This window comes from Peribacillus sp. 05N428, assembly GCF_056397085.1.
Window position 1 is genome coordinate 16,297 of record NZ_JBFTMS010000049.1, and the last position, 13,455, is coordinate 29,751.

Consider the following 13,455-nt stretch of genomic DNA (forward strand, 5'->3'; position numbering starts at 1 on the left):
ACAGTGTTAAGTGTATAATATGAGCAGGATTCAAATACACAGATAAATTAAAGTGTTTTAGTCGTTTGACTTTATTTTTGAAAGGAGTTGACGTTCAGATGGATCAAACAGATAAGCGAATTATAGAGGAGTTATGTAGCAATAGCCGGATTACGATGAAAGAATTAGGGGAGAGAGTTCACTTAACAGGACCAGCAGCCGCAGCTAGAGTGGAGAAATTAGAGGACAATGGGGTTATTGAGGGTTATAGCATTAAAGTGAATCAAGCGAAATTAGGGTGCTTTACGTATGCCTTTATCAATATCTATATAGAAGGTACACATCATCAACCTTATCTCTCTTTTATCCGAACAAAGGAGGGGTATGTCATCAATAATTATAAAATCAGTGGAGATAGCTGTTATCTTTTGGAGTGCAGGTTTCCAAGTAATGAAGCGTTAAATCAATTTTTATTAGAGTTAAACAAGTATGCAAACTATAAATTATCGATCGTTATAAGTAAGTAGGGCATGAATAAACATGGATATTTGTGAATAGTCACATTTAAACTTATAAGGCTTGAATTGAACAACGAAGGCAGCAGGGACACCTCGTTTTCTTATTCACAAGTTAGTATATGAAGGACTGTACTTAATCTAATGGGTGGTTTAGCTGAAGAGCGGAGCTGTCTTTAAGGCAGCTTTTTCTTATGGAACTATAGGACAGGTTAGTTGAAGAAGAAAATGAATTGATTGGTGTTGAATTAAATGCCTAACTATATTTTTTATACAAAGATGTAACTGCTAGGCAGGAAAAATATTTAGACAGTTGGTCAGAATATATTGAATAAGGAAAAAGAGTCGGCAAAGCGACCCTCCTCTAAGATTCTCCGTATTCAACATATTAAGTATTTATTCAACGCTTGTTGTAAAGTTCCTAATGTTTGTGCTTTTTCATTCAATCTCATTCCTAAGCGTATCATATTGCTAGCCACTTCAGCTCTTAACCCGGTAATCACAGTGGTACATCCCATTAATGAAGTGCCGTCAATAATCCTCATTAAATGATCAATTACCTCAGTCTCCATTTCCATAATTCCAGATAAGTCCATAATCAATGTTTGAATACGTAATTTTCCAATCTCTATTAAAACTTTTTCCTCTAGAATATTCGTTCGGTAAAGATCAACCGCACCAATTAAAGGCAAAATACATATAGTGGGTGTTATTGGGATTATTGGCACAGAAAGATTTTCGACCAATTCTCTTTGAGCCATTATCAATGAATCTTTGTATTGAGAATATGTGATAAAAAAAACATTTAAAAACCTGTCTACTTGATTATTTATTTGTTTTTCTACCGAAAAAAAATCTTCATTTATAACGTGATTCGTTACCTCGTTATATCCTTGTAGGAACTTCCACAAAGTTCTTCGAATGGCTTGCATCCACTCTAATTTGAAAGTTAATGGTATTTCGTGTGTCGCCCAAGCTATACCTTCTTGTTTAGCAAATGATTGAAGCTCTTGTTCTTCACCCTCAATAATGTATCGAACCAGCTTACGGGCATTATTTATCAGGTCAATATTACCTACCATTAATATTTCTTTAATTTTGTCTTTCACATTAGATGCTTCGTTTAATAATGAATCTTCAAAATCCTCGTTATTTTCTTCGATGAATTTCATTAATTTATATATATCAAGTGACAAATCCATAATTTAATCTCCTTCTTTTAAATATGCCAAATCATAAATACCCTATTATTTAATTACTAAACCCATTTACACAAAAAACTTCTAATTTAAAGGAAAATGGATGATATTTATGTAAATTAATATTGTGAAGATTTCTACTTAAACTAACGGGTGCTTTACTTCAATAAGGAAGGTTGCTGAGGTAGCCTTTTTCATATGGCACTAACGGGGCAGGTTGTTCAATTAAAGAAATGTACATTGGCATATTTTCCTTACATTAGTAGAGAGTTTAGTTGAAGAAGAACTGAATAAATAAAAACAGCCAGGTTCTGGCTGATTTTATTGTAAAAAATCCGAATGCTTGAAATAAAAACAAAAATTCAATCAGATTTATAGGATAACTTTATTAATTCCAGTTTTTCTCTATAAATTGAACTGCAGGATTTAAATTTGTTTTGTTAGCAATTGAAATGAGAGCTGGAACCACAGAAGGGTCCGTTTTGGAGAAATTAGGGATCCGTGGATTTAACCGAAAAAAACGATTTCCTAGAAGCTGAGAACTGACCATGGATTCATAGTAACCGGATCCACTAGCGACAATCTGAAGAAATGGCAGTAAGGGTTCATTGGGAGCTCGGTCCAAAAGAACTCCCCAATTTGGGGGAAGGTTCTTCATATTTTCGGGACGTATGTTATCTGCACTTACCATCCCCCACCCCTTCGTATCTCTTCTTAATCGAGTCGGCTCTTCACCTGTTCCAATGGATAATACCGCAATTTGATCCAACGGCTGTTTGGCTTTCCCCACCGCAAATGCGATACTGGCTGTACTGGGGTTGGTTGCTACTGTATACCCATCCACGTAGTTTTGATAGGCTCGTTGCGTCGCGGGAGCACCACTGCTCCGTAGTATTACATCACTCGCTTTCTCATTTAAATAGGGAGAGCCAGGAAAGTTGTGGAATAACACAGGAGTCCAACGATTCAGCTCCGGTGAGAATAAATGAAATGCAGGTACAACAATTCGTCTTTTTAAGTCTTTGAGGAGAAGATCTGATGGGAAAAATGTTTGTACCGCTTTAATGAAACCAGAATATGGCAATTGTTGGTTAAAAACAGGTCCACCTGGTCGGGAAACGCTGAAAGCAGGCAGGATTTTATCCTTGAAAAACTGGAGTGTCTCCTTCGGCGATCTTCCACTTGCTAACGAAAGGGCAGTGAATGAACCGATTGAATTTCCCGAAAAAACATTGGTTCGACTAATTAATTTTGGGTTTTGCCGAGCCAGTCTGTTCAAAAGTTGTAAACTTAAAGCACCTAAAGTGCCGCCTCCATCAAAGGACATGATCCGATATTTTGTCAAAGCTATTTCTCCTTTCTAATCTGGTCACAAATATCATTCAGTATATGTTTATTTTTCAGGAGCCGGATTATGTAGCTAAACATCCAAGGAAAGACTTCACCGAGTATATAAAAAACTATGACGATGATAGAGGGGACTACGTTTGAGTGGCAGTACGGGCAAGCCAAACAGAATTATTATGTACGTACTTTGTTTGTAATGGGTGATGGGAAAGACAGAAAGTACAACCAAAAAAACTTGAAAGAAAATAAAAAAGCCATAGCGGTAGGCTACGGCTGCCTGTTCCGTCCTCAAACAGGTTCTTTTGCAACCTGTGCACAAAAGGAATTGATTATTATTAAATATCTTGCGACCCCTCAAGATGGAGATCATTTTTTCCAACAACAATATTGTGAAGGGTTACACTTAAACTAAAGGGTGCTTTAGCTGAAGATCGGAGCTGTCTTTAAGGCAGCTTTTTCTTGAGGCACTAACGGGGCAGATTAGTTGAACAAGGGTAATTCATAATTTGTATAGAATATGTAGAGTGTAGATTCATTTGAAGATAATGAGGTGGCTATCATAAAGAAATTTCTTAGTTTATTGTTTTTGGTTGTATTGTTTATTAGTGCAGTTGCTTGTAACAAAGATGTGATCAAAGAAAACAGTGAAGAAAAAAACCCCTAAAAGAGGAAAATGTGGTCAAAGTAGAAGAGGCAGAAATACTATTTAATAATTATAGTAAAGAACTATATACTATTAAAGATCCGTCCAATCCCCCAACTTTTGATGAAATCGCAGAAAAGATTAAATTATATTTAACAGAAGAACAATATAATGCTGAAATCGCTAACCGGAAATTTCAAATACCAGAATTGGTATCCAAACAAATTAATAAAAGTATAGAAGTACAAGATGTGAAACTTGAAGAACAAAGAAAAAATGGTGATGGCAAAATAGATTACTTATATACAACAACATTTAAAGTTTATGACGAGAATTCATCTAAAATTTATGAAAAAGAAGGAGAATTAACCATATCCACTACAAATAATGAATTAAAAATCGATCGTGATTGGAGTAGAGGGGTGAAAATTGACGGTTTAGATGGTGGCCTATAAGAGCTTATAAATGAAGAGTCATATTATGCAAGTGTGCTCTCGTTTTATTTAATTATTGTTGAGGACTATAAAGATTTAACGCATTGGATTTTGCACTAAATCAATTCATTAAAGTAAGGAATGGAAAATATATTTCATAATGGTTGTTGCATCACCTTTTCTATATAAACTCCACAACAATGTAATGTAAAAATTTGGAACTGGGTATTTCGTATTCCTGAGGAAGGTGAACGCAGTTGATGCAATGTTGTTTTATACCTAAATGACTCTTTAACACAGAAAAGGTTTTACTCTCGTTTATGTTATAATTTCGATTGAAGAATATCGATTTATACTATGACTATTAGATTGGTTGTTGAAGATGAAAAGGAAAAAAAACAAGAAAAATGAATCAAATATAATTAATATGACATTTGGAAAGAATTCTTATGTTAAGGACGATGAAACAGATTTTATATTTGCGTGGTTACATCCTATTATTTCGTGTAGGTTATGTATCAAGTATTTTATAAAATGGATGACGTCTGTGGATTCTTCTTTAGCACCTAATGTTCACCGTTACTACATTTTATTCTTTACATTGATATTGAGGTCATTTTTGTGGATTTATATTGGAATGGGAATTGGAGTAATCTCAAATGATAAGTCAGATGGCATGAGGTTAGTGACAGAGATTCCAATGGCTTTCGGGATGTCATTTTTATGTATATTTGGATTATTGTTGGTTTTACGGATTGTCATTTCTTTCTTTGAACTGATCAGACTATTTAAAAAAGATAACTTAATTTTGTATGGTTTGGGAGTTACCGTTGTATATGGGTTTATTGGCATGGTTATGTTGGGAAGTGCAATGAGGTAGTTTTATACAATGTTATCCTTCAGGTAATGGGTGCGTTAGCTGAAGATTGGAGCTGTCTTTAAGGCGGCTTTTTCTTATGGAACTATCGGGGCAGGATAGTTCATTAAGAATACATTCCATTTTTAGAAATAATTGTTGTAATGAAATAGAATATTTGTTAGGAAGGTTGTTGTTCAAGGTGGAGTATAGTTATGAAATCTAAAAAGACAGTATTAATTATAGCTTTGGGTATTATTTGTATAGCTATCTTTATAAATCTATTAAAGAAAGATTTATGGGATGTAAACGAAGAGTTGTTAAAAGAAGAAGTGTTATCAATTGGACATTCCGTTGAAACAATAAATTTATTAGAAGTAACACCGTTTGACTGGGATGTAGTATATTCCTTTGAACCATATACCCCGTTAGATCATATATATGAAACGGTAGGTTATAAATGGGATACTATTAACGGAACTGTAAATGAAGGAATGAATCAAATTGTATTCTTGAACGATGGAAAAGTAGTCTGCTATTTATATGGTTATCCTGAGAATAATGGATATGGTATATCTTTTGAATCTGAGAATTATAAAGATGCAGTTTATATGCTTAATAGTAATGATGATTTAAATTTTCAAGTAGAACGAAGAAACAGTGTTGTTTATTTGAGAAGCTAAGCAAGGATATGATTTCTTCAACTAACAGGTGCTATACTCAATAAGGGAGTTGCATTGGCAGCTCTTGTTCTTATATTTGTGAAGAAATGTACTAAAACTAACGGGTGCGTTAGCTGAAGATCGGAGCTGTCTTTAAGGCAGCTTTTTTCTAATGGAACTAACGGGGCAGGTTAGTTGAACAAGGTTCTTAATAAACCTTAATAGGATTTAGAGTTATGATACCTCAGTTTTTATGCTTTTAAAGGTTTTATTAAAGTTGAATTGAATTATTAATATGGATAAATAAAACAAAGTTGAGGTGTTATCTTGCAGATACTATTAATTCGACATGGTGAGTCAGAAGACGATTTTCTAGAAGAAAATTATGAAGGAACTACAGATTTACCACTAACTATTAAGGGAGTTGAACAAGTAGAAAAAATGTGTCGGCGTGTATCAGAAGAGTTTCCACCAGAATTCATATGGTCAAGTACCTTGCTTCGTGCTAGTGAAACTGCTGAAACTTTATCAAATACTATCCAATGCCCAGTAACATTCTTAGATGATTTACGAGAGATGCAAGATATGGAGAGTGAATTTAATTTTAGATTACGAGCTCAAAATGTCCTTTCCTATATTAGAGAGAACAGTGCAAATTATAAAAGAATTGCTATAATATCCCATGGGGGGGTGATTACTAAAATAATTGAAAGCTTTCTTCAATTACCACCCGAAATTAATGATGTGTGGTTCAATTCTAATAATACAGGTATACATCTTCTTGAGTATACCGATCATCCATACAAACTTATAAGATTTTCAAATAGTACTACGCATTTGAATTAACTTACTTTCGCGCTGAATAATTTTAACTTTTTTAATATCAGGAGCTGATCAGCAGCTCCTTTTCTAATGGAACTAACGGGGCAGGTTAGTTTGGTAACTTTATTTGGAAACTGTGTTAAGATTAGGATATTGTTGTTTTGAAAGGCGTTGGAACAATTGAGTCGAGTCAATCCAAAAACAAAGATATACTTTTGGCTATCTGTTACCTTTTTACTCTGTGGAATTGTTTCTTGGATTCCTTATTTGGTCTTTAAAATTGAAGTATCTTATGGGATGCTAACATTTGTTCTTAACCCAATTGGAGTGGTAATAGGTTCTTTATCAAACAACAGATTAATAGCCTTAAGCAATTTAATTATGGTCTTTAGTTTTATTCCTGTTATGATATTTGTATATCTAACAAAAGGGTACATTCCTATGTGATTGTTAGGGGGATTTCCTGACACTCCATCAAACGTATTATAGAAGTAACAGATGCAATAGCAGTAAGTTAGATCTGTCATCTAGACAGCTTTTTTTATGCAATAAATTTGTCAATGACACTCCTTCTTAACAGCCTTTATAAAAAAGTGAATTTACAGTTTAAGAAAGTTATTGTGTCGCAGTTCGAAAAAATTGTGGTAATAAATAGGATGATCCTTGTTTAACAAACGGGTGCGTTAGCTAAAGGTCGGAGCTGTCTTTAAGGCAGCTTTTTCTTATGGAACTATGGGGCAGTTTAGTTGAAGAAAAAAAACGAAAAATGCGTATTTGAAGCAAAAAGCGACGTAGGGGTAAAGTGATGAAATCGTATGTTATACCAATTTTAAAGGGAATCATAACAGGGATTTTAGACGCAAAGAGGGAGAAAATTAGTTTTACTATACATGTTCAGAGTGCGGATGTCTTGGAGAATTATCAGATTTTTTTTCAAAAGAATCTGGGGATATAGCAGTTGTTAATGGTAACCAATTCGGTGAAAAGGGCGAAAACACTGTATCAATTAAATGCAACAAATGTGGAAATAGAATAGTCAGTTCAGAATATTAATGCACAGTACCTTCTTCTACAAACGGGTGCGTTAGCTGAAGATCGGAGCTGTCTTTAAGGCAGCTTTTTCTTATGGAACTAAAGGGGCAGGATGGTTGAGGAGTGCTGTTATTCAACAATTGGGCCATTTAATTGAATACTGTATATTTGAAATAAAGCTGCACTGCTTTGAAAAAACTCTGTATATAAGCGTGTGTTTGTTGAACAAGAAGTAAAAGGGTGATACTTATTATACATGACTAATATGTATCACCCCTTTTTGTAACTTTGTATGATTTTAGGTCTTGAAAAATTTCAAACCAAGATAAAAATCGGTATTATTTCTCTCTAATCTGCTCCGTCAGACGGTAGGTTATTCCCCAATACAAAAGGGCCAAAGCGCTGACAGAGGTACCAAATAGACATACACCAATCCATCCATAGTTTGCGTATATATTGGTTGAAACAACTGAACCCATGGCACTGCCGATGGAATAAAAAATCATGTAAGCAGCAGTAAGTCGGCTTCTCGCCTCAGGACGCACTGTGAAAATCATACTCTGATTGGTGACATGTACTGCTTGCACAGCCAGGTCAAGAAAGATAACGCCAATGACTAATGCGATCAGTGAGTGTTCGGTAAAGCTGATTAGGAACCATGATGCTAGCAATAAAACTAGGGCTATGCAGGTTGTTCGCTGTCCTAAACCTCGATCAGCCAGACCCCCAGCACGAGCAGCAGCTAATGCTCCGGCAACTCCAGCGAGACCAAACGCTCCAATAGCGCTATGTGAAAGAGAGTATGGTGGAGCACTGAGAGGTAGAACCAGCGAAGTCCACAATGTACTAAACGCGGTAAAAATCAGCATAGCCAGTACTCCTCGGACTCGTAGGATTCGTTCTTGCATGAACAATGTGAGCACCGAACGAAGCAGATGCGGATAGGATAGTGACTCTCTTTCGCTTTCATCACGCGGGAGTACTCGGAACAACACGCCAGTCATGATGAGCATCATGGCGGCAGAAACTAGATAGACCGAACGCCAACCGGCGAGATCGGTTAGTACACCAGCGAATGTTCGTGCGAGCAGAATGCCGATCACGACTCCACTTTGCACCAAGCCGACTATACGTCCACGTTCGGCTGGGGCAGCCAAAGTCGATGCGAACGCTACGAGCACCTGAGTCACCACAGCAAGCAGTCCGACCGCAGCTAATCCCGTGAAAAGCACTGTGATGATGGGGGCGATGCCAACCACAATCAGAGACAACACGGATAAAAGCAACTGACCGATGATTAGCCGACGTCGATTCAGTAGATCACCGAGCGGTACTAGCAGTATCAGTCCTAGCGCGTAACAAAGCTGAGTAATGGTAATGACAATGCCGATGGATGAATGGGCGATACCGAACTCGGTCGCCAGTGAGTTTAGCAACGGTTGTGCATAGTATATGTTGGCGACAGCCATCCCACAGGCTGTTGCAAACAATAGTGCCATATAGCGAGTCATGGTTGATCCGGATACTTTTTGTAATTGATCTGTTTTCGTATCATGATCTTTAACTTTAATTGTTGTTTTTTCTTTAACCTTCACCTTTACCATTACTTACACCCCTCTTTTTTTGTACTCAACAGTATAATATATCGTTCGGTATAAAATGATTCCTAATAAGGATAATCAACAAAACGTTTTGATGTCAAGTAAGTTATGCAGTTATTTGAATGATGTCCTTGAAAGAATCATCACAATTTGACAATAGGACTTTAATTAAATAAAATCATAATATACCGATTGGTAATTAAAAGGAGGGTTAATTATCCATGAATCAAATACCGGGGAATAACGAATTAACTGAAATATCTGGGGGCGATTCACCATCTCCAAAATTCCTGCAGACAAACGAACAGATTATAAAAAGCTTCTTTGAAGTTGTCAGATCAGGTTGCAATCCCGAACAAGCTAAGTTTTTTATGGCGAAAGAGGTAAGAGCACATCAAGTGAATTCAGAAAGCATGGTGACAATTAAAAGGTCACCTGAGAATTATGCTGATCATATAAGAGAAATGATGGATTCATGGGGGAATTTTAAAATAGAAATCCAAGAATTAATTTCTCAAAATCAAAAAGTTCATGTCAGATGGAAGCAGACGGGAATGCATATTGGAGAGTATGAGGGTTATCTGCCTACAAATAAAGAGGTTATTGAAATAGGTAGTGCCGTATACCGATTAGAGGATCGAAAAATAGTGGAATACTGGATTCAAGTGGACAGATTCGGAATCATTGAGCAAATAAAAAAGAATCAAGAACAAGATTAATTATCTAGTGAAGAAATTTTGTTTTTTTGAAATGAGGGATTTATTATGGTTCGACAACGTGAATTTGATGAGGAAAAAGCGTTGGATGATGCTATGTTGCTTTTTTGGGAGAAGGGGTACAAGGCTACTTCGCTAAGCGATTTGACTGCCAAAATGGGGATACAACGACCAAGCTTATACTCAGCTTTTGGAGACAAAGAGAAATTGTTTGAGGCTGCATTACGCAAATATACAAAGCTACATGCTTCCCATATTCGAACAAAACTTCAAAACAATCTATCTGTAAAGGAAGCATTTCACACATTTTTTGAAGATTTGGTGGAAGAGGAATATAAAGAAAGTCCGAACAAGGGATGTTTTTGCATTAATACAATGGTGGAACTTGCCCCTCACGATGAAAAATTTGAAATCCTTACAAGGGAGCATCAGATGTATCTTTCGATCATATTTCAAGAAACGATTGTCCGAGGTATTCGCTCAGGTGAGCTCGAAAGCAGCCTTAATGCTAAAGTTTTAGCACAGACACTAGTCGTTTCATTAATCGGACTTACCGTGTTGATGAAATCCCGTCCAGAGCGTTCATTTGTAGATAATTCTGTAGCGATGATATTATCATTATTAAAATAAATTTATCAAAATTCCAGTTTTATCAATCATGTCAGTCTCTGTGAATAAATGGGGTTTGTATAAAGCCCAATCTATAAAATCGATTGCAGCTGTAATGCTAATTTTTATTAACCAAGTTACGGCAAGTTTTTTTAATAAAATAATGATTCATTAATTATATTAAAAGCGTATTTTGATCAATCTTTTTTCAAAATACGCTTTTTCTTCGTTTATCAAGGTTATTAGTATCAATTTGATCAAACTTTATTTAAAGCAACAATACCATTGAGTTTTCACCTGATATTTTTGCAATTAGTTAACAGCAATACTAAGTAATATTAGTAAAGTATTCTTCAATTAAAGGGAGCGATTCTTGAAGAAGTTTCACTTTTCTTATAGAACTACCGGGCAGTTTAGTTGCATAAGGATAATCGTTTTTTGTGGTAAATTAATAGGAAAAGGATAGTAAGGGGGATGACTATGGAAGGGTTGGAAATATACGATTTCCTAAGATTAGTTTTTATAACTTTTATAATTAGTTTAATTGTTATTACCATTATTTTATTGGTTCAAAAGAAACGGAGCAACCTCGTTAATGGATTCACAGTTAGTATTACTTCAATAATTTCAATAATTGTTTCTGGTATTAATCTTATTATAGGATACATAGCTGATGAATTAAATTTAGGAGGAGATGTTATTTCCTCATATTTGTTTCTTATAATTTTAGGGTTAAGCATATTTAATTTGTTTATTTACTTTAAAAATAAAAACAGGATTATTAGTGATTAATAAATAAATTTTGTTCTTAAAGGAGTTGTTAGGGCAACTCCTTTAACGGGTGCGTAAGCTGAAGATCGGAGCTGTCTTAAGGCAGTTTTTCTTCTTTAACTAACAGGTGTTATTGTTTAATGAAAAATCTACTGATCTATTATAATAGTTCTTCTTTTGTCTATACTGTCTATTAATATGGTATACATTGGAGAGAAACAGGTATGATCTTAACTGATGTATGGGGTTTATATAAGGCAGATAAGCAAATCCAATTTATCGAGAATAACGGGATAGTATATCCATTAGTTCTTGCTTGGCTGTTTCTACACTTTCTTTTTGGAAATGTTTGTATTGCACTCGGATCTTGGATTCATCCATTCCTGCTGCACTTTCCAAAAACCCAGAAAGTCCTCTTGCTTTTCTATCCACTTCGATGAATAAATCTACGGATTGTGCGTCCGCGACGAATCCGATTTCAACCTCATCAAGGCTTCTTTGGAATGGACCGCCCTTTGGCTTGTATTCGAATTCCTGAAAGACACCCGTTTTGCTCCGTTTGAAGGGTACATTTTTCACTTTGTTCAAGTAAAACCCTAATGATTCGATTGCTTTTAGGAAGCTACTGACTGTTTCATTTTCAAATACGTTTATATAATCGTTATCTTTAGGGTCCAATGCGAACGTCACATCCATTTCCGTCTTCATCCACACAGACACGTCCCCTACCGTGATTGGCGTTTCGTACGGAAGTTGCAAGGAAAACGGAATCACCTTTTCTTCGCCTTTTTCAATGACGAATGCATCCGAAACCTTTATTTTGTAAAGGGTAACATCATCTAAATACTTACGGTCATCCTGTTCCCTCAAAACCTGTGTCATCACATGGATGTACAGCCCATTGATTTCCTGTTGGGTGTTTCCGCCAAGGACAAACACGTTCCCTTTTACCGTTTCTCCTTGTTTGTATGAATCTTTTTCTAATTTTGTATCCACTTTCGCCGCACCGATTCCGATGCTTGCTTTCATTTTATCAAAAAATGACATGTACATAATTCCCCCTTTGTAAGTCTATAAATAGCATAGCATAATAGGTCCATGAGCGCCTCTAGAAGGGGGTCAAAGTTTAATGGGCCATGAAAAAGTGAAACCACAAAAATTTATGCATATCTAAGTGGTGCAATGCGGAGAGACTTGTAAAGAAAGTATTTTTTTAGGGGGAAATATAATTTTTGAAAATGGTTAGAATTATTTTAGCGATAGTGGTTATTGTCCTATCAGGTTATAGTCTAATAGCTCAAACCTTGGAGTTAATGCCCTATTATATGTTTTCCCTTGGGGCATTTATGTTGGTGACAGGATTTGTCGAAATTCAAAAAGACAGAAAAGGATTTTGGGGGTATATGAATATTGTTATCTCTTTATTCTCTTCTTTTTTTTTACATACCGTATTTCTTATAGAACTAATAGGGGCGTTAGCTGAAAATCGGAGCTGCCTTAAGGCAGCTTTTTCTTATGGAACTATCAGGACAGGATTGTTGAAAAAGGAATTCAACCTATGTTTGTATAAATAGTAATATTTAACGATATTTGGCATTGCACTAATAGTATTTTAACAGTTACATTATTTTCTAAATGGGGAGGGGCATTTTTGCAAACTTTTTTTAGATATAACTGGATGGTAAGAGAAGACTGGTATCGTTGGTGTGAAGAGTTAAGTGAAGAAGAAATTCTGCGGAATCGAACGGGTGGAATGGGAAGTATATTGCATACACTTTTCCATATTGTTGATGTCGAATGGAGCTGGATACGTCTCTTGCAAGGTAAAACTGACTTTCAGGAGAGTTTCGACAGTTATAAAAGCTTGAACAAAGTTCGAAAATTGGACGCTGAATTTCATTTAGAAGTGGAAAACTTTGTGAACAACTGGGATGCTAGTATGGAAAATCAATTATTTTATGATAACTTGCAAGATGGAAGAATTGTGACGGATACTTGGGGGGAAATAATGCGACATACTATTGCTCACGAAATTCACCATATAGGGCAATTATCAATTTGGGCAAGGGAATTAGGGAAAAAGCCTGTTTCTGCAAACCTTATAGGTCGGGGTCTTTCCCCTCATTCCATATAAATAATTCAAATAGATATTAATTTAGTCGGTTTCTATATATATTGAGTGAAGTCCTTCAATTAGAGATCGCCTTTTCGATGTTCTGCTGCTGGTCAGTTTTGTTAAGCAAAATCAGTTTGTGAAGAATTGTATTTA

The 13,455-nt window shown here is 35.6% G+C and carries 15 protein-coding genes; 11 read left to right on the forward strand and 4 right to left on the reverse strand.

Features of this window, described 5'->3' with window-relative positions:
• The first annotated feature begins 98 nt into the window (after positions 1-98).
• Entirely contained in the window at positions 99-506 is a 408-nt protein-coding gene (locus AC1DIV_RS26095) for an Lrp/AsnC family transcriptional regulator (protein ID WP_063575111.1), read from the forward strand.
• Between the two features lie 368 nt (positions 507-874).
• On the opposite strand, the gene AC1DIV_RS26100 is transcribed toward AC1DIV_RS26095, so the two are convergent.
• Together AC1DIV_RS26100 and AC1DIV_RS26105 are read right to left on the reverse strand one after the other, a co-directional pair.
• Positions 875-1,696, reverse strand: a complete 822-nt coding sequence (locus tag AC1DIV_RS26100; RefSeq protein WP_262870477.1) for an STAS domain-containing protein — start codon at positions 1,694-1,696, stop codon at positions 875-877.
• Between the two features lie 385 nt (positions 1,697-2,081).
• Positions 2,082-3,038: a patatin-like phospholipase family protein gene (locus tag AC1DIV_RS26105; RefSeq protein ID WP_340877629.1), complete on the reverse strand. Its 957-nt coding sequence runs from the start codon at positions 3,036-3,038 to the stop codon at positions 2,082-2,084.
• Between the two features lie 117 nt (positions 3,039-3,155).
• Between AC1DIV_RS26105 and AC1DIV_RS26110 the strand changes: the two genes are divergently transcribed.
• From AC1DIV_RS26110 to AC1DIV_RS26130, 5 genes are all read left to right on the forward strand, one after another.
• Positions 3,156-3,452 carry a hypothetical protein gene (locus tag AC1DIV_RS26110; RefSeq protein WP_340877628.1) on the forward strand — a complete coding sequence of 99 codons (297 nt, stop codon included), beginning with the start codon at positions 3,156-3,158 and terminating at the stop codon, positions 3,450-3,452.
• 263 nt (positions 3,453-3,715) lie between these two features.
• Positions 3,716-4,138, forward strand: a complete 423-nt coding sequence (locus tag AC1DIV_RS26115) for a hypothetical protein (protein ID WP_340877626.1) — start codon at positions 3,716-3,718, stop codon at positions 4,136-4,138.
• A 361-nt stretch (positions 4,139-4,499) separates the two neighbouring features.
• Positions 4,500-4,997 (forward strand): hypothetical protein, encoded by a 498-nt coding sequence (locus AC1DIV_RS26120; RefSeq protein ID WP_253349900.1) that lies wholly within the window; start codon positions 4,500-4,502, stop codon positions 4,995-4,997.
• A 191-nt stretch (positions 4,998-5,188) separates the two neighbouring features.
• Positions 5,189-5,656, forward strand: a complete 468-nt coding sequence (locus AC1DIV_RS26125) for a hypothetical protein (protein WP_340877625.1) — start codon at positions 5,189-5,191, stop codon at positions 5,654-5,656.
• Between the two features lie 306 nt (positions 5,657-5,962).
• Entirely contained in the window at positions 5,963-6,481 is a 519-nt protein-coding gene (locus AC1DIV_RS26130) for a histidine phosphatase family protein (protein ID WP_477577694.1), read from the forward strand.
• A gap of 1,346 nt (positions 6,482-7,827) precedes the next feature.
• On the opposite strand, the gene AC1DIV_RS26135 is transcribed toward AC1DIV_RS26130, so the two are convergent.
• Positions 7,828-9,093, reverse strand: a complete 1,266-nt coding sequence (locus tag AC1DIV_RS26135; RefSeq protein WP_340877623.1) for an MFS transporter — start codon at positions 9,091-9,093, stop codon at positions 7,828-7,830.
• 218 nt (positions 9,094-9,311) lie between these two features.
• Between AC1DIV_RS26135 and AC1DIV_RS26140 the strand changes: the two genes are divergently transcribed.
• The 3 genes from AC1DIV_RS26140 (at position 9,312) to AC1DIV_RS26150 (ending at position 11,207) form a co-directional block, all read left to right on the forward strand.
• The gene (locus tag AC1DIV_RS26140) at positions 9,312-9,809 is read left to right on the forward strand and encodes an ester cyclase (protein WP_318292860.1); all 498 of its coding nucleotides are present in this window, start codon (positions 9,312-9,314) and stop codon (positions 9,807-9,809) included.
• 45 nt (positions 9,810-9,854) lie between these two features.
• A complete protein-coding gene (locus tag AC1DIV_RS26145; protein WP_089364843.1) occupies positions 9,855-10,436 on the forward strand; it encodes a TetR/AcrR family transcriptional regulator in 582 nt (193 codons plus the stop codon).
• Between the two features lie 459 nt (positions 10,437-10,895).
• The gene (locus tag AC1DIV_RS26150) at positions 10,896-11,207 is read left to right on the forward strand and encodes a hypothetical protein (RefSeq protein WP_340877622.1); all 312 of its coding nucleotides are present in this window, start codon (positions 10,896-10,898) and stop codon (positions 11,205-11,207) included.
• A 255-nt stretch (positions 11,208-11,462) separates the two neighbouring features.
• On the opposite strand, the gene AC1DIV_RS26155 is transcribed toward AC1DIV_RS26150, so the two are convergent.
• Positions 11,463-12,233 (reverse strand): sporulation protein, encoded by a 771-nt coding sequence (locus AC1DIV_RS26155; RefSeq protein ID WP_063590061.1) that lies wholly within the window; start codon positions 12,231-12,233, stop codon positions 11,463-11,465.
• Between the two features lie 191 nt (positions 12,234-12,424).
• On the opposite strand from AC1DIV_RS26155, the gene AC1DIV_RS26160 reads away from it, so the two are divergent.
• Positions 12,425-12,760, forward strand: coding sequence for a DUF3953 domain-containing protein (locus tag AC1DIV_RS26160; RefSeq protein WP_340878587.1), 336 nt, complete (start codon positions 12,425-12,427; stop codon positions 12,758-12,760).
• Positions 12,761-12,837: 77 nt separating this feature from the next.
• Positions 12,838-13,320: a DinB family protein gene (locus AC1DIV_RS26165; RefSeq protein WP_340877621.1), complete on the forward strand. Its 483-nt coding sequence runs from the start codon at positions 12,838-12,840 to the stop codon at positions 13,318-13,320.
• Positions 13,321-13,455: the final 135 nt, after the last annotated feature.